This window comes from Marivita sp. S0852 (assembly GCF_046591575.1).
Classification (GTDB): Bacteria; Pseudomonadota; Alphaproteobacteria; order Rhodobacterales; family Rhodobacteraceae; genus Marivita.
In genome coordinates, this window is record NZ_JBIQWA010000005.1 from 106845 (window position 1) to 128257 (window position 21413).

The following is a 21413-nucleotide window of genomic DNA, read 5'->3' on the forward strand; positions in this document are numbered from 1 at the left end:
GCCTCCTTATTCGGCCGCGACGGCTGTAGAGCTGGTCACGGCGTCTTTGGCCGGGCTGCGCTTTACAGTCATCCACAGGTTGTAGCACATGATGAGAGCACCGGTGAGGTACATGACGCCCCCCAAGGCCCGCACAACATACATCGGGAATTTGGCGCTTACGGTGTCGGCAAAGCTGTTCACAAGGAAACCGTTTGCGTCAACTTCACGCCACATCAGGCCTTCCATGATCCCGGTCACCCACATCGAGGCCGCGTAGAGAATGATGCCGATGGTGGCGAGCCAGAAATGCCAGCTGACCATGCTCAGGCTATAGAGCCGCTCGCGGTTCCACAGCTTCGGCACCAGGAAGTACAGCGCCCCAAAGGTGATCATGCCGTTCCAGCCAAGCGCGCCGGAATGCACGTGACCGATGGTCCAGTCAGTGTAATGCGACAGCGAGTTCACCGCGCGGATCGACATCATCGGGCCCTCAAAGGTCGACATGCCGTAAAAGCCAAGCGAGATCACCATCATCCGGATCACCGGGTCGGTGCGCAGCTTGTCCCAAGCACCAGACAGCGTCATCAGGCCGTTGATCATCCCACCCCAGGACGGCATCCACAGCACGATCGAGAACACCATACCCAGCGTCGACGCCCAATCGGGCAGCGCGGTGTAGTGCAAGTGGTGTGGACCGGCCCAGATATACAGGAAGATCAGCGCCCAGAAGTGAATGATCGACAGCTTGTAGCTAAAGACAGGGCGTTCGGCCTGCTTGGGAATGAAGTAGTACATCATGCCCAGGAAACCGGCGGTCAGGAAGAAGCCAACTGCGTTGTGGCCATACCACCACTGCACCATCGCATCCTGAACACCTGCAAAGACCTGCACAGATTTAGACCCGAAGATCGAGACAGGAATGCTGAGGTTGTTGAAGATATGCAGCATCGCCACGGTGACGATGAAGGACAAGAAGAACCAGTTGGCCACATAGATATGCGGCTCTTTGCGCTTGATGATCGTGCCAAGGAAGACGAACAGATAGGCCACCCAGACAATCGTCAGCCAAAGGTCGATATACCATTCGGGTTCAGCATATTCCTTGGACTGGGTCGCCCCGAGCAGATAACCGGTGGCCGCCAGCACAATAAACAGGTTGTAGCCCCAGAACACGAACCACCCCAGGTTCCCGCCCCATAGCCGCGCCGCACTTGTCCGTTGAACCACGTAAAACGATGTCGCGATCAACGCGTTGCCGCCGAATGCAAAAATCACCGCAGATGTGTGCAGCGGACGCAAGCGACCAAAGTTGGCATAGCCCTGTGCCCATTCAAAATTGAGCGCCGGAAACGCGAGTTGAAACGCAATAAAGGTTCCGACAAGGAACCCAACCACACCCCAAAATGCCGTTGCCACAACGCCATAGCGGACAACACCGTCCATGTAACTTGTTTCCAGAACGGCAGCAGGCACGGGTTCATCCGTGTTGCGCAGCGTCCAAAGAAACAGCCCAGCAGATACCGCCATGATAAGAATGGCATGAACCTGATAGGCCAAATCGCGCGCATAACTGGCGGCGATCATCGCAAAAAGCGTGATCAAACCGAGCGCGATCAGCTTGATATAGTTCAACATTTTTCGTCCCTTCGTCTGACCCGCGCGATTCGAGTGCCGCGCAGGCGGTTGTTAGACTGGGGCCTTAATGGGGAATCTGGCCAAAGCTATCCTTGATCTGCATCAATAGATTTTGCGCAGTTTGTTGACCGGTATCAAAGCGGACACGCCAAGAAAGGCAGAAGCTTTGCCGTGAGGACTATTTCAGACGAGGGAACAACCATGTCTTTCAAAACAATTCTCGCAATTGTCACGGACAAATCACATCTTCAGGACACCATCGCCCAAGCCGCTGACATGGCGGGCGCTTTGGAAGCACATCTAGATGTTGTGTGTCTTGGCGTGGATCGCACACAAACTGGCTATTACTATGCCGGAATGAATGCAGCGGTGCTTCAGGAAACGCTGAACCAGGCCCGCGACGAGGCATTGGAGCTGACAAAAATCGCTAAAGAGCAGCTTGAAGGAACGGGCCTGCTGTTTCGGGTGACCGATGCGGTGTGCCAGTTGGCGGATATTGCGCGCTTTGTCGCGTCTCATGCCCGGTTTGCCGATCTTGCAATTGCCCCGCAACCCTATGGCGAAGACCGTGGCGTCGAGCTTGAGCCCGTGGTCGAGGGCGCATTGTTTGAGGGCCAGTCTCCGATTGTGGTGCTTCCGGCGAATGGCAAAGCCCTGAAAATCCCCGAGCGCGTTGCGATTGGCTGGAACGAAAGCGCCGAGGCTCTTCGCGCGATCCGCAGTGCGCTGCCCTTCCTCAAATCGGCCCAGACCGCCCATATTGTTGTGATCGACCCTCCAAAACACGGACCCAACCGCTCTGATCCCGGTGGCCAGCTGTCGCAGTATCTGGCGCGTCATGGGGTCAAAGTGGAAATTGATGTCCTGTCAAAGACCATGCCGCGCGTGTCGGATGTGATGCGACGTCATGTGACCGATATGAATGCGGATCTTGTTGTGATGGGGGCCTACGGTCATTCGCGTTTCCGCGAGGCCATTTTGGGCGGTGCCACACGAAACATGCTGGAAACATCCGAAGTGCCGGTTCTGATGGCGCATTAAGGGCGGATCAGGGCCCGGCACAGGGCCTAACCGGTCAACAAACGCAATCCCTGTGTGACATCGGATCGCACAGCCAAACGAAGGCCGGGTTCATCCCCGGCCTTGAGGGCAGAGATGATCAGCCGGTGAAATTGCGGTGCCTCGGTGCGGCGCAATCGGCCATACAAGGCCCGCATTGTCGGCCCCAGCTGCAGCCAGACTGTCTCGGCCATGGCAAGCATGGCCGGTGCCTGTGCGCGCAGATACAATGTTCGGTGAAAATCAAGGTTGGTGCGGATGTATCCAACCGCATCCCGATTCGATACCGCATCGGCGATTGTTCCGTTGATCGCCTGAAGTCGATCAATCAACGCCAGATGCGCCCTTGGCAGCGCCCGGCTGGCCAATTCTACTTCGATCAGTGCCCGCAACGCGGCCAGCTCTTCGATGCGATCATTCGACAGCTCTGGCGTGGACACACGCCCGGACGCCGACATCGACAAGGCCCCTTCTGCCACCAAACGCTGAACCGCTTCGCGCGCAGGCGTCATGGACACCTCGAATTCCTTGCCGATCCCGCGCAGCGTCAGATGTTCGCCCGGTGACATTTTGCCAAACATGATCCGGTTGCGCAGGCCGCGATACACACGATCATGCGCGGACAATTTGGGTTCGGTCGGACGGTGAACAACGCTCATGGTGCCGAACCGTGATCACACGACCCAAAGCCGTCAAGCCTCAAACCTGTATCTGTGAAGGTGTGGGCCTTCATGCCGCAGCCAGACGCGCGCTTCTTGATGTGGGCCGTACAGCTGCTCGACCACATGCCAGAACGCGGGCGAGTGGTTCATTTCGGCCAGATGCGCCACCTCGTGGGCCGCCACATATTCCAGAACAAAGCGCGGCGCGAGAACCAGACGCCAAGAGTACATCAATGCACCGGCAGAGGAACACGACCCCCACCGCGACCGCGTGTCCCGCAAGGTCAGCCGCGTGTAAGGCTTGCCCAGCTTCTGTGAATAGAGGTCTGATGCGCGAACCAGCTCGGCGCGCGCCTGTTCCTTGAGCCAGGCAAGAAGATGCCTGCGGCCTGTGTCCAATGGGTCTGGCACTTCAATGACCTGCCCCACGACCCTAAGCCGCCTGGATGTGCCCTGGATCAGCTGAAGCGGCACATCTGACACTGTGAGCGACTGCCCCGGGCCGACCAGAATGTGTTCCGCCTGTTGCGAAAGATGACCCAGCACCCAATCCTGCTTTTCAGCGGCAAACGCCATTGCTTCGCGTTCGCTGACTCCACGCGGAATCGTCAATGTCACCGACCCGTCAACGCGGGAAATCCGCAGGGTCATCCGACGGGCCCGCGGATTTTTACGCAGCTTAAGCGGAATTCCGGGGTTGTCCGGTAGAGTTCTGACGCCCATATCCCGCTCTATCAAATCCAAGTCGCAAAGCCTTTGACACTGCTTCGGTGTTATGGCAGTTGGCGCAGATTGTCGATATGACCACGCAATTAAAGGGGATCTCCCATGCCCAAAGAAGAATGGGGCGTCAAACGTCTTTGCCCGACAACCGGCAAGCGTTTTTATGACCTGAACCGCGACCCGATCATCAGCCCCTACACCGGTGAGGTGGTCGAGGTTGACACCGGCAAAACCCGCATGATCGCGGCAGACGCCGCCGACCGTCAGAGCAAGGCCAAAACCGACGAAACGGAAGAGGCGGATGTTCTTGAAGATGATGTCGATGTCGAACTCGAAGATGACGACGTGCTCGACGACGACGAGGATGATAACGTCTCGCTGGACGAAATTGCGGACGTTGCCGCAGAAGACGACGATTAATTTCTTGCCGAGGGGCGGAATCATGCTTGATCCCGCCCCCGGCTTTGCGTAATCCAACGCGCAGAACGGGGCCTTAGCTCAGCTGGGAGAGCGCTTGCATGGCATGCAAGAGGTCAGGGGTTCGATCCCCCTAGGCTCCACCAATTCCCTTTTTCGTGAAATGAATGGAACGCCGTGCCAGAGCTTGGCCGGGCGTGTTGCGTCATGTGTTCAGGCGCGTTTGCTCCAGCAGATCAACAGGGCCGTTATTATCGATTCTGAATAGGCGCAAAGCGCTTGCCCGAAAACAGCCCGGCCCGATTTTAGGGGGCACGTATTATCGCCGGGACACATTCCCCAGAACGGTGATTTCCGGGGCGCGGTCGCTGAGGGTCGCGCATATAATTTCGGCCAGCAGGCGAAACTCATCTTCGCGCGATGTGCCTTTGCGCCAGATCATCCCGATGGTCCGCGACGGCGGAGTGCCGCGAAACGGGCGTGCCACGACCAGATCCTGATGGGTCACTTCGGATTTGACGTAAAGCGCTGGCATCAGGGACACACCCATGCCCGTCGCCACCATCTGGCGCAGGGTGTCAAGGCTGGTGCCTTCATAATCGTGAGACAGTTCGACCCCATAATCGTCAGAGATTTTTCGCACCAGTTCATAGAGCTTATGCCCCGGTTCGAGCGACAATATGGTTTCTCCCTTGAGCATCGCAGGATCAATTTCCGGCTCGTTCGCCAATCTGTGATCGACAGGCACAACCACTTGAATTGGCTCACGAAACAGGGATTGTGCCTCAAGTTCAATTCGGTTGAGAGGCAAGGGAAAGAACAAAAGGTCCAGCGACCCGTCCTCCAGCCCGGACAAAAGCACATCCGGCAATCCCTCGCGGACATAAAGACCAAGTTTGGGATATTGGGCGTGCAGATCGGGAATGACAAGCGGCAGGAAATACGAACCCACCGATTGCACAACCCCGATCCGGATCACCGACGACAACACGCTTTGTTGCGATTTTGCGATTCCGTGGATTTCAGCGACTTCGCGTAAAATCCTGCGACCGCGTTCGGAAATTTCTTTGCCGGTGGATGTCATCATCACTTTGGACCGGCTTCTTTCGACCAACGTTGTTCCAAGCCGCACCTCAAGATCCTTGATCTGCGCGCTGAGCGTCGGTTGCGTTACATTGCACGTTTCGGCAGCGCGCCGGAAATGCAGATGATCTGCGACGGCCACCAGATATCTGAGCTGTTGAATCGTTGGCATAATCGCGCTTCTGATAGTTAAACTCTATCAAAACTACTTACATTTTCGATTTGGTCAATGACCCGCTGCAGCCTATGTCGACATTTGGGTGAAGGAGCAGGCAGTATGCGGCGGTTCAAAAATATCTTGTTCGTGTGCGACGAACAAAGTCCGTATGAGCTTGCGCTGGACCGGGTGCGGTGGCTGGCACGCTCGAACGAGGCTTCTGTCACATTGGTTGACACCATCGACAGCGGCGGCGCGAGCAACCTGTCCAAGCTGTTCACCACAATTCCGGGGTTGGGAAACGAAGAGATCGGAGAGGCTGTCGTGTCTGTCCATCGCGGCAAGCTTGAGAACCGTGCAAAGGCTCTGCGTGCGCAGGGTATCGATGTAAAGACAAACGTCCTGATTGGCACACCGTTCATCGAGATCATTCGTCAGGTCAGCCGGGGCCGCCACGATCTGGTGATCAAAGGCGCACACCGCGCTGCCGGACGGCCGTTTTTCCCCGGTGCCGACATGCACCTGTTGCGCAAATGCCCCTGCCCTGTTTGGGTGCTGAACGCTGGGTCAGAGCCCAGGTCACAACGGATCATGGCCGCCATTGATCCGGCCCCGCAGGACCAGACACGCGACACACTAAACCGGACCATTCTGAAACTTGCGACATCGCTGGCCCGCAATGACGGTGCCAAGCTCGACGTTGTGAATGTCTGGCGATTACAGGAAGAAGCCACCTTGCGCCACGGCTTGGCCAATATCCCGGCAGCAGACATCAATCGCCTTGTGGATCAGGAACATCAAGACAGCAAAGAGCGGCTTCGCGAACTGATCGCGGATTTTTCCGAATTCGACGACATCATGCGCGTTCTGCACATCAAGGGTATTGCCGCGGACGCCCTGACCGAACACGTCTCTGCCGAGGGCATCGACACAATTGTCATGGGCACATTGGCACGCACCGGCGTGGCCGGGCTTTTTATCGGTAACACCGCAGAAACAATCCTCAATCATGTGACATGTTCCGTACTGACGGTCAAAGCCGACGGTTTTGTCTCACCCGTGGATTCCGGCGAAGAAGGACGCAGCAACTGATGCCAGATGGTATAACATCGACCGCGCGCGGCAACGGATGGGTCGGGATTGTTCCAATCCTCTTTTCTGCCGCGCTTTTCGTTTATTTTGTATCCTTGGTGCCAACCATCGCCGTGCCCGAGGTCATTCGCTACGCGATACCGTGGATTCCGTCGCTTGGCATCGAATTTGCCTTCCTGGTCGACGGGCTAAGCCTGACATTTTCCCTGCTGATCTCGGGAATTGGCACATTGGTGTTGCTTTACTCGAACACCTATCTGGCAGGGCACCCGCAATACGCCCGCTTCGCGTTGTTTCTGACCGCGTTCATGGTGTCGATGCTGGGTCTAGTGCTGGCCGATGACCTGATCCTGCTTTTTGTGTTCTGGGAGCTGACCACCTTTACATCCTACATGCTGATCGGGTTTTCGCATGAGGGCGAAAAAAGCCGCCGCAACGCGTTGCAAGCCCTGTTTGTCACCGGGGCCGGAGGGCTGGCGTTTTTGGCGGGGCTGATCATGTTGGCCGCAATCACCGGCACGTCCAGCATTTCAGAGATCATCACCATGAAGGACGCGCTCAAGGCGCATGCCCTTTACCTTCCGATCCTGATCCTGCTGTTGGCGGGCACATTCACCAAATCGGCGCAGGTGCCGTTCCATTTCTGGCTTCCCAATGCGATGGCCGCCCCTACCCCGGTCAGCGCGTTCCTGCACTCTGCCACGATGGTCAAAGCGGGCGTGTATGTCATGGCCCGGATGCATCCGGCAATGTCCGGAACGGATGTCTGGCTGTGGACACTGACCATCTTCGGAGCCATCACCGCAGTTTTTGCAAGCTTCCTGTCGCTTCGGCAAACGGACCTGAAACAAGCCCTGGCGTACACGACCCTCATGGCGCTGGGAACGTTGACCTTGTTTCTGGGTCAGGAATCCGGCTACGCGATGACGGCGTTTGCGACGTTTCTGATTGTGCACTCGCTTTATAAAGCATCGCTTTTCCTGATCGTCGGTTGCATCGACAAGGCCACTGGCACGCGCGAAACCGATCAACTGGGCGGGTTGTCTCGGGTGATGCCGATCACCACGATTGCGGCGGCGATTGCCGCCATGTCGATGGCCGGGTTTCCGCCATTCCTTGGGTTTATCGGCAAAGAGCTGAAATATGCCGGGGCCATTGCGGTGGCATCAGAGCCTATTCTGGTCGCGGGGGCCGTACTTTTAGCGAATGCGCTGATGCTGGCGGTGGCGGGTGTTGTGGCGTTCCGACCGTTCTGGCGCGGCAGCGTTCCCGCCGGTCAATCCCCCAAAGAGGCCCCTTGGCAAATGCTGGCTGGTCCGGTGATCCTGGCAAGCTTTGGGGCGCTTTTCGGCATCTACCCTGATCTTCTTCAGACAGCGCTCATCAACCCGATGGTCCTGTCCCTGACCGGAGAGATTGAAGAGGCGAAAGAGCTGACGCTTTGGGCCGGAGTGAACATCCCGCTTGTTCTCAGCATCGCGACATTTGTGCTGGGCCTGGTCATCTATGCCGTTCATGTCCAGATCCGTTCGGCTCTTATACGGGTGTTCAACGCCATTCCAAACCTCGATCGGGGATGGGATCAATTCCTGGCCGGACTGAAAAGCTTTGCCGCATGGCAGACCCGGCTTGTTCAGAATGGGAAACTGTCCAGCTATATCTACGCCACGTTCCTGACCATCGCGGCAGGCATCCTGTTAACGTTTGGTTATACCGGCCTGCCAAGTATCGCTGTCGATCTGTCGGATGTGGAATGGAAACATACGTCCATTGCGCTGCTGATTGCCGCAGGTGCCATGCTGACATTGTTCACCAACTCTCGCATCGCGGCGATTGCGGCATTAGGTGTTGTCGGGATTGGTATCGCGCTGGTCTTTATCGTGTTCAGCGCACCTGACGTGGCGATCACCCAACTGTTGGTTGAAACGCTGATCGTTGTTCTGGTTGCCGTGGTCATGCTGCGTTTGCCATCTCTGCCCAAAATCAAATTCCGCCTAAGCCACGCGCTTTTGTCGGGTGCGGTTGGCGCGGCAGTCAGCCTGATCCTGATTGCGGTTGTTTCGACACCTTTGGATCTGCGCCTGACCGAGTATTTCGAAGCGACAAGCTGGCCTGAAGCCTATGGGCGCAACATCGTGAACGTCATCCTCGTGGATTTCCGGGCGCTTGACACATTTGGAGAGATCGCCGTGGTCGTGATTGCTGCGCTGTCAGCTTACGCCCTTTTGCGCACCACCCGCAAAGGAGATGAAACATGAACTCCGTGATCCTGCGGGCCGGGACATCCTATCTTGCCGGTCTGCTACTTGTGTTTTCCGTCTACATGATGCTGCGCGGACATAACGAACCCGGCGGCGGGTTCATCGGTGGGCTGACAGGGGCCACGGGCTTTGTTCTATATGCCATCGGCTGCAGCGTCGGCGAGGCGCGAAAGGCGCTGCGCGTGCTGCCGCAAACCATCGCGGTTTGGGGGCTGGGCATTGCCCTTGCCGCCGGATTGTTTGCCGCCGTGTTCGGTGACGCGCTGTTCACCGGGCAATGGCTGTTCATCGGGGCCACCAACGATGACAAGGGCCTGCCGCTGTCGTCGGTTCTGGTCTTCGACATTGGTGTCTACCTCGTGGTCTTCGGGTCCGTCCTCACCCTCGTCTTCGCCATGGAGGAGGAAATCTGATGGAGGTTCTTTTTGCCATAACCATCGGGGTTTTGGTGGCGTCGTCTGTGTATCTGATGCTGTCCAATCACCTGCTGCGTTTTATCTTTGGGCTGGTTCTGATTTCCAATGCGGCCAACCTGACTATTTTTGTGGCAGGCCGCCTGACCGACGGGGCACCCCCGTTGATCCCCGAAGGGTCAAATGCGCCGATTGGATTTGTCGCCAACGCCTTGCCTCAGGCTTTGGTCCTGACGGCAATCGTCATCGGCTTTGGTCTGTTTGCCTTTGCGATTGTCCTCGTCTTCCGGGCGTGGACATCGTTGAATTCCCTCACGCCGGACGACATGCGTCTTGCCGAACCAGACGAGGCACGTAAGTGAGCTGGCTTCTCGCACTTCCTATCGCGATTCCGTTTCTGACCGCAGTCGCAACATTCCTCACCCGCGAAAAATCAGCCGGGCGCTGGATCTCGATCTTCGGGTCTGGCCTGCTTTTGCTGGCGTCGCTTGTCTTGATGTCAACCGTTCTGCAAGACGGCGTGATCGCAGGCCAGATGGGCGGATGGGCCGCCCCGTTCGGGATCACGCTGGTGGCGGACCTTTTGTCGGCGGTCATGGTCCTGATCACCGCCATCGTGGCGGTTGCCGTGTCGATCTATGCGTTGGCCGATGTCGACGAAAAGATGGAGCGTCTTGGCTACCACGCTTTGTTCAACATGCTCATCGCGGGTGTTGTCGGTGCCTTTGTCACCGGTGACCTTTTCAACCTTTATGTTTGGTTCGAGGTGATGCTGATCGCGTCCTTTGGCCTTCTCGTCCTTGGCGGGCGGCCCGAACAGATCGACGGTGGCGTGAAATATGTGGCGCTGAACCTGATCTCGACGATCATGTTCCTGACCGGCATCGGCTTGATTTACGGTATGACCGGTACGCTTAACATGGCCGATTTGGCGACAGCTGTGGATGATGCAGACCAGCGCTTGCTGACCATTGTTGCGGTGCTGTTTATGATTGCCTTCGGCGTCAAAGCTGCGGTGTTTCCGCTCTTTTTCTGGCTTCCCGCATCTTACCACACTCCGGCTTTTTCGGTGTCGGCTGTCTTTGCCGGATTGCTGACCAAAGTTGGAGTCTATGCCCTGATCCGCATGTTCACGCTGGTCTTTGATCATGACACCGCGTTTACCCATACGATCCTGCTTTGGGTCGCCGGGTTTACCATGGTTGTCGGTGTTCTGGGGGCTGCGGCGCAAAGCGATATGCGCAAGATCCTGTCGTTTCACATCGTCAGCCAGATTGGCTATATGATCCTTGGTCTTGCACTGTTCACGCCGCTCGCTCTTGTCGGGGCTGTGTTTTATCTTGTTCACCATATCGTGGTAAAAGCGAACCTGTTCCTGATCGCGGGTGTTGCGCAGCGGATTGCAGGCGCAACAGAGCTTGGCCGCATTGGTGGGCTTTACAAATCAGCCCCTCTTCTGGCGCTGTTTTTTGTTGTGCCCGCTTTTTCGCTGGCCGGATTTCCGCCCTTGTCGGGGTTTTGGGCCAAGTTCCTGCTGGTGAAAGCGGCGCTCGATATTCAGGCATGGTTTATCGCCTTTGTCGCGTTGGCCGTCGGGCTGCTGACGATCTATTCCATGACCAAGATCTGGGCGCAGGCGTTCTGGGAACCCCATCCCGATGGTATTGAGCCGAAATTGTCTTCGCTGTCGTCGCGGGATCGGGCCGCCTTTCTGATCCCTATCGCTGGATTGGCTGTTCTGACGGTGATCATTGGCACGATGCCCGAGGCATTTGTGCAGTTTGCCGAAGCATCCGCGGCGCAATTGCTGGACCCGACCGCCTATATCACCGCAGTTCTGGGAGAGCAGCCATGAACGCCTTTGGCCTGAACCTGATCCTTGCGCTTGCCTGGGTTGCCTTTACCGGCACGGTGTCGTTGACGGGTGTGCTCACGGGCTTTGTCATCGGCTACGGCGCGCTTTGGTTGATCCAGCCCTTGATTGGCACCAGCACCTATTTCCGGCGCGTCACGGCCTGGATCAAGCTGATTGTGATGTTTCATTACGAGCTGTTTGTCTCAAGCTTCGCGGTCGCGATGGATGTGCTGACCCCAAGGCACCGGTCCCGTCCAGCCCTGATCGAAGTGCCGCTCGACGTCAAAACCGATGCCGGTATTCTGCTGGTGACAAACCTGATCTCTCTGACGCCCGGCACTCTGAGCCTTGATGTCAGCGAAGATCGCAAAACCCTGTTGGTGCATGCCATGTTCGCCGACGACCACGACGCGCTCCGGCGCAGCCTCAAGGACGGGATGGAGCGTTGGGTCATTGATGCAGTGGAGGACGTATAATGGGATCGTTTCTGGAAATCTCGCTTGAACTTGGGTTCATGCTGATCGTGTTGTCGGTTGTGATTGCCTTTGTCCGATTGGTCAAAGGGCCCAGCCTGCAAGATCGTGTCGTGGCTTTGGATATGATGACCGTATCCATCGTGGCCTTCTGTGGGCTTGCGGCGATCCGGTACGAAACGTCTGCTTTTATTGACGTAGCCCTCGTGCTTGCGTTGGTCGGCTTTCTTGCGACGGTCGCCTTGGCGCGCTTTGCCGAGCGCAACACAGCCCGCGCAAAAGAAGGAGGTCCGCAATGACCGAGACAATTACAGGTCTGCTGATCCTGTCAGGAAGCGGTTTCGCGGTGATCGGCGCGCTTGGCCTGCTGCGGATGCCGGATGTTTTGATCCGGATGCACGCCTCGACCAAAATCGGAACATTGGCCTGCGGGCTGATCATGGTCTCTTGCGCTGTCTATTTCGGCACCTCCGAGATCATCATTCGGGCCATCGCGGTCATTTTGTTTCTGCTGCTGACCGCGCCGATTGGCGCGCATATGATCGGGCGCTCGGTGATTTCAACGGGTGTTGCCCTTTGGAACACCAATGGTGTCGCCAAGGATGATCTGGATGAAAACCTTCCCCTGAAAAACGTCGACACATAAAAAAACCGCCCTTGTCGGGGCGGCTTTACTGTCGTTTTTGGTCGCGTGATGTGCTGGGTTACCCGTTGACGCTGTCTTTCAGAGCCTTCGCAATGGTCATCTTGACCACCTTGTCCGCGTCTTTCTTGAACTGCTCACCGGTGGCCGGGTTGCGCACCATACGCTCTGGGCGTTCGCGGCAATAAATCTTGCCGACGCCCGGAAGCGTCACTGCGCCACCGCCGGACACTTCCTTGGTGATGATACCGGTCACTGCGTCCAACGCGGCGCTTGCGGTCTTCTTGTCGCTACCCATCTCTTCGGCCAGAGCGGCCACAAGCTGGGTCTTTGTCATTGGTTTTGCCATTTCGTGGTCTCCTTCACTGCCCGATCTTGGGCCACATGGCGGAAAACTAACCGTATATTGCGGAAGAACACAACGGCTGGTGGCCTAATAACAAGGGATTTTCGCGTCTTTCGGCACTTTTCCACAGGTTTCGCGAGCCAACAGGGCGAAATGCAGCTGCGTCATCGCAGATTTCCGAGAATCGGTCAGAGAAACGCCGTCTCCTCAAAGCTGCGCAATTTGCGGCTATGGATGCGTTCAAGCGGCATCTCACGCAGCTGTTCCATGGCGTGAATGCCGATCATCAGGTGCCGGGCCACCTGTGTTTTGTAGAAATCCGACGCCATGCCAGGAAGTTTCAACTCGCCATGCAATGGCTTGTCGCTGACACATAAAAGCGTGCCATAGGGAACACGAAAGCGAAATCCGTTCGCCGCAATTGTCGCGCTTTCCATATCCAGCGCAATGGCGCGGCTTTGGCTAAGACGCTGCACCGGGCCATGCTGATCCCGCAATTCCCAGTTTCGGTTGTCGACACTGGCCACCGTGCCTGTGCGCATCACACGTTTCTGGTCGTACCCGTCCAGCTGTGTCTCGGCGGCGACAGCACGTTCAAGGGCAATCTGGATTTCCGCCAGCGCCGGGATCGGCACCCAAACCGGCAGGTCATCATCCAGCACGCCATCCTCGCGCAGATAGGCGTGAGCCAGAACAAAATCGCCCAGGCTTTGCGAATTCCGCAATCCGGCGCAATGACCCACCATGATCCAGGCGTGTGGGCGAAGCACGGCAATATGGTCGGTCGCGGTTTTGGCATTTGACGGCCCGACGCCAATATTCACCAACGTAATGCCCGCCCCGTTTTTGCGCGTCAGATGATATGTCGGCATCTGCGGCATTTTATCGGCCGCAGGGATCGGCGCGTCGGGATCGGTGATCTCGACATTGCCGGTGCTGACAAAACTGACATAGCCGCTGTCCGGATCAGCCAGCTGCGCACGGGCATAGGCTTCGAACTCGGCCACGTAGAACTGATAGTTGGTGAACAACACATGGTTCTGAAAATGCTCGGCATCGGTCGCGGTGTAATGCGACAGCCGCGCCAGCGAATAATCCACACGTTGGGCTGTGAAAAGCGCCAGCGGCTCTGCCCCGTCTGGTCCGGGTTGGGCAACACCGTTGACGATATCGTCATTTGTGGTCGCAAGGTTGGGAACGTCAAACACGTCCCTCAGGATGAAATCGGCCGCACCTTCCTGCGGCACCAGGATCTCTGGTTCGGTGGCGACGGCGAAATGCACCGGCATCGGCGTTTCGGACACGCGAATTTCAACCGGAACACCGTGGTTTTCGATCAACAGACTTATCTGTTGTTCCAGATAGGCGCGAAACAAATCCGGGCGGGTGATCGTGGCGGCATGCGTGCCCGGATGCGACACATGGCCGAAACTCAGACGGCTGTCGACCTTGGCAAAGCTTGTCGTTGTGATCCGAATTTCAGGATAAAACGCGCGATACCGGACACCCGGATGGCCTTGTTGCATCGCAGTCTGGAACGTCTTGCACAGAAAATCCGTCGCCATCGTATAAAGCGCACAGAGCCGATCAACAGCGGCTTTCGGGTTATCGAACCGCTCGGGGGCGGATGTATCCGGACTGACGACATCCAAATTGATCGAACGGTCCTGCATACGATGCCCTTTTTCATTTTTGCCTGCCTGACAGTCAGGTTGACAGGTCCACGGCGCAGGATCAAGCTGCCCGGATCAGCGAAAGGCACGACACCGCGTATGGACTATGAAACAGTTTCGCCAGAGGCGTTTGGCGCCAGCCTGACGGGGATCGGCCTTAATATCCTCACCCGAGATGTCCGCGGCCTCTCGGCACAATTGGTCCGGGTTTTTGGAATGACGGCGCATCGCGTCACGGATGATTTCGCCATCATGTCCTACGGCAAGGATGTGTTTCAACTTCATGCGGATGCGACCTATGCCGAAAACCCGTTGCTGGGTCTGGTGCCTGAAAACCCGCCACGCGGGGCTGGAATTGAAATTCGGCTATACGACACCGATCCGGACAGCGCCCATGATCTGGCCGACGCCGCGGGCTTTACCGTTCTACAGCCACCAACCAACAAACCGCATGGCCTGCGCGAATGCTATCTGCTTTGCGACGATGGCTACGCATGGATTCCGTCTCGCCCGCTATAACGCGCGCCCTTTTTAGTCAGGAGCTCATCAATGACCGTCACGCAATTGGCACCAAATATGGATCACTGGCAAGAACGCGTGGATTTGGCTGCAGCGTTTCGCTGGGTGGCACGGCTGAACATGCACGAAGCCGTGGCCAACCATTTCAGCCTGTCCATCAACGAGGACGGCACGCGGTTCCTGATGAACCCCAACCAGATGCATTTCGCCCGGATCAAGGCAAGCGATCTGATCATTGTCGATGCAAACGACCCCGAGACATTGAATGGCCCCAACGCGCCGGACCCCACGGCCTGGGGGTTGCATGGCGGATTGCACCGGCATTGCGCCCATGCGCGCTGTGCAATGCATGTTCACTCGATCCACGCCACTGTTCTGGCTTGTTTGCAGGATCCGAAACTGCCCCCGATCGACCAGAATTGTGCGACCTTTTTCAACCGCTACGTGGTCGACACGCAATATGGGGGCCTGGCGTTTGAAGAAGAAGGCGAACGCTGCGCACAATTGCTGACCGATCCCAAACAAAAAGTCATGATCATGGGCAATCACGGGGTTATGGTGATTGGCGACAGTGTCGCCGATACGTTCAACCGGCTCTATTATTTCGAACGCGCGGCAGAAACCTATATCCGCGCATTGCAAACCGGAATGCCGCTGAATGTGTTGTCCGATGACATCGCGGAAAAAACCGCGCGGGAACTTGAAACCTATCCCGAACAGGACCTTCGACATCTGGCCGAATTGAAAGCCATTCTGGATGCAGAAGGGTCAGATTACGCCGCCTGAGCACAGAAGCCTGCTTGCATTTTTGACGGCCGACCCCAACTGTTAAGCCATGGAAAAAACACTGATTTCACTGGGCCATGGCTATAGTGCCCGCTATCTGGCTGAACGGCTGGTTCCGCAAGGCTGGCGCATTGCGGGCACCACACGCGACCCCGATCGCTTTGGCGCGTTGCGCGCGCAGGGCATTACCCCGCTTTTGTGGAACCGCGATGCCATTCTACCCTGGCTTGAAAACGCCAGCCACATGCTTGTGTCCGCTGGCCCTACCGAAACCGGAGACCCGACACTGGCGTTGCTGGGGCCCGACATCCGAAAGCACGCAGCGCATTATGACTGGGTCGGGTATCTGTCGACCACCGGTGTCTACGGCGATGCCCAAGGTGGGTGGGTCGATGAAACCTCTCCTCTGACGCCTTCGACGGAACGGGGCAGACGCAGGGTCACCGCAGAGGCCTTGTGGGCAGACATCCCGGACCTGCCCCTGCATATCTTTCGTCTTGCCGGGATTTACGGACCGGGGCGTGGACCGTTTTCAAAGGTCCGCAAGGGAACGGCGCGACGGATCATCAAAAAAGACCAGGTGTTCAGCCGCATCCATGCCGAAGACATTGCGCAGATTTTGGAGGCCTCGATCAACGCCCCGGCCCCCGGCAGGGCGTATAACCTGTGCGACGATGACCCGGCCCCGCCGCAGGATGTCATCGAACACGCCGCTGTTCTGCTGGGCGTGACGCCACCGCCCGAGATCCCCTTTGAAGAGGCGGATATGACCCCGATGGCGCGCAGTTTTTATGCGGAAAGCAAACGGGTGCGAAATGACCGGGTGAAAACCGAATTGGGGGTTAACCTGAAATATCCCGATTACCGCGCCGGGCTTGCTGCGGTTCTGGCGGCAGAAGGGTCAGAAAAGTGACAGACGATCCGCACGCGCCAAGATCACTGACTGATCTTCTGGACGTGCTTGATCCGCAGGACGCCGCGACAGGGTTGGGCCAGGCACCCCCGGTGCAGGACGCCAGGCTTAACTTTCAGGAAATGCTCGATCGCGTAGGTCCGCGCTCTTTCGGGGCCGTTTTGCTTGTGCCCTCGCTTATTCTGGTATCCCCGCTTTCTGCAATTCCGCTTATGCCAACGCTAGGTGGGTTGCTTATTCTGACCATTGCCACGCAAGCGTTTTTTGGCAGGCGGCACATCTGGCTTCCGGCGTTTTTGGCCCATCGCACCTTCAGCGCGCGCCAGAGAACCCGTGCCGTCAGCTATCTCAGACGCCCTGCCGCGTGGCTGGACAGGCACAGCCGAAACAGATTGTCCCTGCTGACCGCTCCGCCGCTGGATCGGGTGGCCCTTCTGTCGGTGATGGCTGTCGCGACAACCTGGCCGTTTCTTGAGATATTGCCCATGTTCACCTCGGTCAGCGCCGGCGGTGTGGCGCTGGTGGCGTTTGCTCTGATGGTGCGGGACGGTTTTGTTCTGATCGCAGGATACGCCGTGATCGCCGGAACGCTTCTCTTTGTGATACGATTGGTGACCGGATTCATCTAGCCCAACGCATAGATAGCCACGAGAGCGTGCCGCAATCCGTTCAGGTCAGGGTCCGGTCACACAACCGCAGGTTCACCCGTCAGGCGCGTTTTCCAACCGACGCCTCGCCCATAACCTCAAGAACCTTGGCTTCGATATGTTCGGCATTCAACCGGGCGACGTCATACATCGCAGCAGGGCTGGCCTGATCAATAAAGATGTCGGGCAACACCATGGACCGGAATTTCAAACCGTGATCGAACACCGCTTCCTCTGCCAAAAGCTGCGCCACGTGACTGCCGAAACCGCCAACCGCGCCTTCCTCGATTGTGATCAGCGCATCATGGGTCGCCGCAAGGTTCAGGATCAGTTCGCGATCCAGCGGTTTGGCAAACCGCGCATCCGCAATCGTCGGCGTGATCCCCTTGGCCGACAGCGCCTCGCTTGCGACCTTCACTTCGCCCAGCCGCGTTCCAAAAGACAGAATCGCGACGTCCTTGCCCTCTTGGATCATCCGGCCTTTGCCGATCTCCAACACGTCGCCACGTTCGGGCATCTCGACGCCCTGCCCTTCGCCCCGCGGATAGCGAAAGGCAATCGGGCCATCATCATGGGCAACCGCCGTCGCCACCATGTGCTTCAGCTCGGCTTCGTCGGCGGCTGCCATAACCACAAATCCGGGCAAATTCGCCAGATAACCGATATCGTAACTGCCCGCATGGGTCGCGCCATCCGCGCCAACCAGCCCCGCGCGATCAATGGCAAAGCGCACCGGCAAGCGTTGAATGGCAACGTCATGCACAACCTGATCATAGCCCCGCTGAAGAAAGGTCGAATACATTGTGCAAAACGGCTTGAGCCCACCCGCCGCCAACCCGGCACAAAAGGTCACGCCGTGCTGTTCAGCAATTCCCACGTCAAATGTCCGCGACGGATAGCGTTCGGCAAAAAGATCCAACCCGGTGCCATCTGGCATGGCCGCCGTCACAGCGCAGATCCTTTGATCGTCTGCCGCCTCTGCAATCAGCGCCTGCGCAAACACTTTGGTATAGCTGGGCGCGTTTGACGGCGCTTTGGACTGTTCTCCGGTGACGACATCGAACCGGGCCCGCGCATGGCCCCGATCCGCTGCATCCTCGGCCGGAGCATAGCCCTTGCCCTTTTTCGTAATCGCATGAATCAGGATCGGCCCGTCCGCACGATCTTTGACCGTTCTCAGCAATGGCAGAAGCTGATGAAGATCATGTCCATCAACAGGCCCCACATAGGAAAAACCAAGCGCTTCGAACAATGTCCCGCCGATGGCCAGACCCTTGAGCATATCCTTGGCCCGCTTGGCACCTTCGCGAAACGGCTCCGGAAGAAAGCTGACCGCGCCCTTGGCCGCATCCTTGAGATCCTGATACGGCGCACCCGCGTATAGCTGCGTCAGGTAAGACGACAGCGCTCCGGTCGGGGGGGCAATGCTCATCTCGTTATCATTCAGAATGACAATCAGCCGCTTTTTGAGATGCCCGGCATTGTTCATCGCCTCATAGGCCATGCCCGCGCTCATCGCGCCATCCCCGATCACCGCAATCGCATCGCCATGCCCGGTGTCACAATCCCCACCCAGATCGCGCGCCACGGCAAAGCCAAGCGCAGCCGAGATCGAGGTTGAGGAATGCGCCGCCCCAAATGGATCATACGGAGATTCCGACCGTTTGGTAAAACCGGACAACCCGGCCTCTTGCCGCAATGTGCCCATCTGCTCGCGACGCCCGGTCAGGATTTTATGCGGATAACACTGATGTGACACGTCCCAGATGATCTTGTCGCGCGGTGCCTCAAAGATCGCATGCAGGGCAACGGTCAGTTCAACCACCCCCAGGCCCGCGCCCAGATGGCCACCGGTTTTCGACACGGCCGCAATCGTATCGCGGCGCAGCTCGTCGGCCAATTGCACCAATTGAGCGTCGGAAAACCGCTTGAGATCAGCAGGGGATGACACAGTATCCAGCAGCGGTGTGCCTGAAATAGGGGACATGAAACCGCGCCTCCGGGTCGCGTTAGGTGTCGCGCGAAATAACGAATTGCGCGGCCTCATTCAAGGTCTGCGCCCGCGCCCCAAAGGGCGACAAGGCATCACAGGCAACCGAAACCAGATCTTTCGCGCGCGTCTTGGCACCCTCCAGACCCAGCAGCGACACAAACGTGGCCTTTCCACGATCTGCGTCCTTGCCCACGGCTTTACCAACGGTAGTTTCATCACCTTCGACGTCCAGGATGTCATCGGCGATTTGGAAAGCAAGCCCAAGGGCGGTTGCATAATCGGTCAGCGGCGTCAGATCCTCTTGCGCCAACCGCGCGCCCGCCTGCGCCGACCAGACAATCAGCGCGCCGGTCTTGCCCGCCTGTAGCGCCGTGATCTGATCCAGCGTCAACGGCGTGTCCGCATGTTCTGCCGCGATATCGAGGGCCTGTCCCAGCACCATTCCCGACCGACCCGACGCTTGTGCAAGGCTATGGGCCAAACCCGCCCGGACGGCCGGGTCGGCATGACTGGATGGATCAAGCACCAGTTCAAACCCCAGCGTCTGCAAGGCATCGCCAACCAGAACTGCGGTGCCGTCATCCCATTTCCGGTGAACCGTTGGAAGCCCGCGCCGCAGGTCATCATCATCCATGCAGGGCAGATCGTCATGGACCAGCGAATAGGCGTGAATCGCCTCGATCGCCGAAGCCGCCCAAACCGACTGCTCCGGTCCGATCCCGAACAACCGTGCGCTTTCCATGACAAGAAATCCGCGCAGCCGTTTGCCCCCCGCAACGGCATACCGCATGCCTTGCACGACCGGCAAATCGGGATCACGCGCCAGCACAGCGGTCAGATGCGCCTCAATACGGGCAGCATCGGCTTTTAGAACTTTGGCAAACACCGGGTTTATTGGGGGTCGACAGGTGTTGTTCCGGTCGGTTGACCATCCGCATCCAGAGTGATCGCAGCCACCTTTTCCTGCGCCTCGTTCAATTTGGTCTCGCAGCGCTTTTTCAGTGCCGCTCCGCGTTCATAAAGCGCGATGGATTCCTCCAGCGCCACATCACCCCGCTCCAATTGCCCCACCACTTTCTCAAGCTCGGCCATCGCCGCTTCAAAGCTCAGGTCGTCTACAGGTGTCTCGCTCATGACGCGGCCTCCATCAATTCTTCCACATGCGCGCGCGCGCTGTCTGCAAGGGCGGTCAAATCATAGCCCCCCTCCAAAGTCGAGACGATGCGCCCGCCACAAAGCTCTGCTGCCAAACCGCACAGCTGTTTGGTCAACCAGCGGAAATCCTCGGTCGTCCATAGCAATTCCGCCAGGGGATCATCCTGATGCGCGTCAAACCCTGCAGAAAGGATGATCAATTCAGGTTTGAAATCGCGCAGCCGTGGAAACGCCTTGGCCTCATACAATGCCCGCATCTCTGCGCCACCCGATCGCGGCGGCAATGGCAGGTTCAAAATCGTGTCATGCGCCCCGCGCTCTGACGGGTCTCCTGATCCGGGCCAAAGCGGCATCTGCTGGCTGGTGATCAGCAGCGCCCGCGCTTCTTCCCAAAGCAGATCCTGGGTTCCGTTGCCGTGATGGACATCAAAATCCACCACCGCGACACGCGATAAACCATGCGCCTCTAACGCATGTTTGGCTGCAATGGCCGCATTGCCAAACAGGCAAAACCCCATCGCGGTTGTCTTTTCGGCATGATGCCCCGGCGGCCGGGTCGCGCAGAACGCATTCCCGACATCGCCGCCCAACACCATATCAACGGCTTTCACCCCAGCACCGGCGGCCCGCGAAACAGCCTGCCAGGTGCCCGGCGACGCCCAGGTATCCGCATCAATCTGATGCATGCCCTCTTTCGGAATAGCCGCCCGCATCGCGTCGATATGCGATTGCGGATGGACATATCGCAAATGCGCCTCATCCACCTCTGGTGCCGCTACCCGCTTTAGATCCAAACCCTGAAGGCTGTGCAATACATGCTCCAACCGCGCCACGCGTTCGGGGTGACCGTCCGGAGTGACGTGCTCCAGACATTCTGCATGTGTGATCAGCGCTGTGGTCATGCGCATCCCTCCCAGTTCTTCTTT

At 57.8% G+C, this 21413-nt stretch carries 24 protein-coding genes and 1 tRNA gene; 15 read left to right on the forward strand and 10 right to left on the reverse strand.

Annotated features, from left to right (window positions below):
- Positions 1-6 precede the first annotated feature (6 nt).
- Positions 7-1617 (reverse strand): cytochrome-c oxidase, cbb3-type subunit I, encoded by a 1611-nt coding sequence (gene ccoN / locus ACG74X_RS12275; protein WP_411235143.1) that lies wholly within the window; start codon positions 1615-1617, stop codon positions 7-9.
- A gap of 201 nt (positions 1618-1818) precedes the next feature.
- On the opposite strand from ccoN, the gene ACG74X_RS12280 reads away from it, so the two are divergent.
- A complete protein-coding gene (locus ACG74X_RS12280) occupies positions 1819-2658 on the forward strand; it encodes a universal stress protein (RefSeq protein ID WP_411235144.1) in 840 nt (279 codons plus the stop codon).
- A gap of 26 nt (positions 2659-2684) precedes the next feature.
- Here ACG74X_RS12280 and ACG74X_RS12285 read toward each other — a convergent pair whose 3' ends face one another.
- Positions 2685-3335 (reverse strand): GntR family transcriptional regulator, encoded by a 651-nt coding sequence (locus tag ACG74X_RS12285; RefSeq protein WP_411235145.1) that lies wholly within the window; start codon positions 3333-3335, stop codon positions 2685-2687.
- A gap of 33 nt (positions 3336-3368) precedes the next feature.
- Complete coding sequence (locus ACG74X_RS12290; protein WP_411235146.1) at positions 3369-3989, reverse strand: M48 family metallopeptidase; 621 nt, start codon at positions 3987-3989, stop codon at positions 3369-3371.
- 177 nt (positions 3990-4166) lie between these two features.
- On the opposite strand from ACG74X_RS12290, the gene ACG74X_RS12295 reads away from it, so the two are divergent.
- Both ACG74X_RS12295 and ACG74X_RS12300 read left to right on the forward strand, forming a co-directional pair.
- On the forward strand, positions 4167-4481 hold the full coding sequence (locus ACG74X_RS12295) for a TIGR02300 family protein (protein ID WP_411235147.1): 315 nt from the start codon (positions 4167-4169) through the stop codon (positions 4479-4481).
- Positions 4482-4548: 67 nt separating this feature from the next.
- Positions 4549-4624 (forward strand) — tRNA-Ala (locus ACG74X_RS12300).
- Between the two features lie 173 nt (positions 4625-4797).
- Here ACG74X_RS12300 and ACG74X_RS12305 read toward each other — a convergent pair.
- The gene (locus ACG74X_RS12305; protein WP_411235148.1) at positions 4798-5733 is read right to left on the reverse strand and encodes a LysR substrate-binding domain-containing protein; all 936 of its coding nucleotides are present in this window, start codon (positions 5731-5733) and stop codon (positions 4798-4800) included.
- 105 nt (positions 5734-5838) lie between these two features.
- Between ACG74X_RS12305 and ACG74X_RS12310 the strand changes: the two genes are divergently transcribed.
- From ACG74X_RS12310 to mnhG, 8 genes are read left to right on the forward strand one after another with little or no spacing between them, the layout of a single operon-like run.
- Positions 5839-6810 carry a universal stress protein gene (locus tag ACG74X_RS12310; RefSeq protein WP_411235149.1) on the forward strand — a complete coding sequence of 324 codons (972 nt, stop codon included), beginning with the start codon at positions 5839-5841 and terminating at the stop codon, positions 6808-6810.
- Positions 6810-9068, forward strand: coding sequence for a putative monovalent cation/H+ antiporter subunit A (locus tag ACG74X_RS12315; protein WP_411235150.1), 2259 nt, complete (start codon positions 6810-6812; stop codon positions 9066-9068). The genes ACG74X_RS12310 and ACG74X_RS12315 overlap by 1 nt, the downstream gene beginning before the upstream one ends.
- Positions 9065-9484, forward strand: coding sequence for an MnhB domain-containing protein (locus ACG74X_RS12320; RefSeq protein ID WP_411235152.1), 420 nt, complete (start codon positions 9065-9067; stop codon positions 9482-9484). Before ACG74X_RS12315 ends, ACG74X_RS12320 begins: the two co-directional genes overlap by 4 nt.
- The gene (locus ACG74X_RS12325) at positions 9484-9846 is read left to right on the forward strand and encodes a Na+/H+ antiporter subunit C (RefSeq protein ID WP_411235154.1); all 363 of its coding nucleotides are present in this window, start codon (positions 9484-9486) and stop codon (positions 9844-9846) included. The genes ACG74X_RS12320 and ACG74X_RS12325 overlap by 1 nt, the downstream gene beginning before the upstream one ends.
- Positions 9843-11339 (forward strand): Na+/H+ antiporter subunit D, encoded by a 1497-nt coding sequence (locus ACG74X_RS12330; RefSeq protein WP_411235155.1) that lies wholly within the window; start codon positions 9843-9845, stop codon positions 11337-11339. Before ACG74X_RS12325 ends, ACG74X_RS12330 begins: the two co-directional genes overlap by 4 nt.
- Positions 11336-11815, forward strand: coding sequence for a Na+/H+ antiporter subunit E (locus tag ACG74X_RS12335; protein WP_411235156.1), 480 nt, complete (start codon positions 11336-11338; stop codon positions 11813-11815). The genes ACG74X_RS12330 and ACG74X_RS12335 overlap by 4 nt, the downstream gene beginning before the upstream one ends.
- Complete coding sequence (locus ACG74X_RS12340; RefSeq protein ID WP_411235158.1) at positions 11815-12111, forward strand: monovalent cation/H+ antiporter complex subunit F; 297 nt, start codon at positions 11815-11817, stop codon at positions 12109-12111. Before ACG74X_RS12335 ends, ACG74X_RS12340 begins: the two co-directional genes overlap by 1 nt.
- Positions 12108-12458 carry a monovalent cation/H(+) antiporter subunit G gene (gene mnhG, locus ACG74X_RS12345; protein ID WP_411235160.1) on the forward strand — a complete coding sequence of 117 codons (351 nt, stop codon included), beginning with the start codon at positions 12108-12110 and terminating at the stop codon, positions 12456-12458. The genes ACG74X_RS12340 and mnhG overlap by 4 nt, the downstream gene beginning before the upstream one ends.
- Positions 12459-12516: 58 nt before the next feature.
- On the opposite strand, the gene ACG74X_RS12350 is transcribed toward mnhG, so the two are convergent.
- Positions 12517-12804, reverse strand: coding sequence for an HU family DNA-binding protein (locus tag ACG74X_RS12350; RefSeq protein ID WP_411235161.1), 288 nt, complete (start codon positions 12802-12804; stop codon positions 12517-12519).
- Positions 12805-12989: 185 nt separating this feature from the next.
- Entirely contained in the window at positions 12990-14474 is a 1485-nt protein-coding gene (locus tag ACG74X_RS12355; protein WP_411235163.1) for an AMP nucleosidase, read from the reverse strand.
- A gap of 99 nt (positions 14475-14573) precedes the next feature.
- Between ACG74X_RS12355 and ACG74X_RS12360 the strand changes: the two genes are divergently transcribed.
- From ACG74X_RS12360 to ACG74X_RS12375, 4 genes are read left to right on the forward strand one after another with little or no spacing between them, the layout of a single operon-like run.
- Positions 14574-14993, forward strand: coding sequence for a glyoxalase (locus ACG74X_RS12360; RefSeq protein WP_411235621.1), 420 nt, complete (start codon positions 14574-14576; stop codon positions 14991-14993).
- A gap of 30 nt (positions 14994-15023) precedes the next feature.
- Entirely contained in the window at positions 15024-15779 is a 756-nt protein-coding gene (locus tag ACG74X_RS12365) for a class II aldolase and adducin N-terminal domain-containing protein (RefSeq protein WP_411235165.1), read from the forward strand.
- 49 nt (positions 15780-15828) lie between these two features.
- The gene (locus tag ACG74X_RS12370) at positions 15829-16692 is read left to right on the forward strand and encodes an SDR family oxidoreductase (RefSeq protein ID WP_411235167.1); all 864 of its coding nucleotides are present in this window, start codon (positions 15829-15831) and stop codon (positions 16690-16692) included.
- Positions 16689-17321 (forward strand): exopolysaccharide biosynthesis protein, encoded by a 633-nt coding sequence (locus ACG74X_RS12375; protein WP_411235169.1) that lies wholly within the window; start codon positions 16689-16691, stop codon positions 17319-17321. The genes ACG74X_RS12370 and ACG74X_RS12375 overlap by 4 nt, the downstream gene beginning before the upstream one ends.
- A gap of 79 nt (positions 17322-17400) precedes the next feature.
- Here ACG74X_RS12375 and dxs read toward each other — a convergent pair whose 3' ends face one another.
- The 4 genes from dxs to ACG74X_RS12395 are packed head-to-tail and all read right to left on the reverse strand — an operon-like array spanning position 17401 to position 21389.
- Entirely contained in the window at positions 17401-19326 is a 1926-nt protein-coding gene (gene dxs / locus ACG74X_RS12380) for a 1-deoxy-D-xylulose-5-phosphate synthase (RefSeq protein ID WP_411235171.1), read from the reverse strand.
- A gap of 22 nt (positions 19327-19348) precedes the next feature.
- The gene (locus ACG74X_RS12385) at positions 19349-20218 is read right to left on the reverse strand and encodes a polyprenyl synthetase family protein (RefSeq protein WP_411235173.1); all 870 of its coding nucleotides are present in this window, start codon (positions 20216-20218) and stop codon (positions 19349-19351) included.
- 5 nt (positions 20219-20223) lie between these two features.
- Positions 20224-20466, reverse strand: coding sequence for an exodeoxyribonuclease VII small subunit (locus ACG74X_RS12390; RefSeq protein WP_411235175.1), 243 nt, complete (start codon positions 20464-20466; stop codon positions 20224-20226).
- A complete protein-coding gene (locus ACG74X_RS12395) occupies positions 20463-21389 on the reverse strand; it encodes a histone deacetylase family protein (RefSeq protein ID WP_411235177.1) in 927 nt (308 codons plus the stop codon). The genes ACG74X_RS12390 and ACG74X_RS12395 overlap by 4 nt, the downstream gene beginning before the upstream one ends.
- Positions 21390-21413 lie beyond the last annotated feature (24 nt).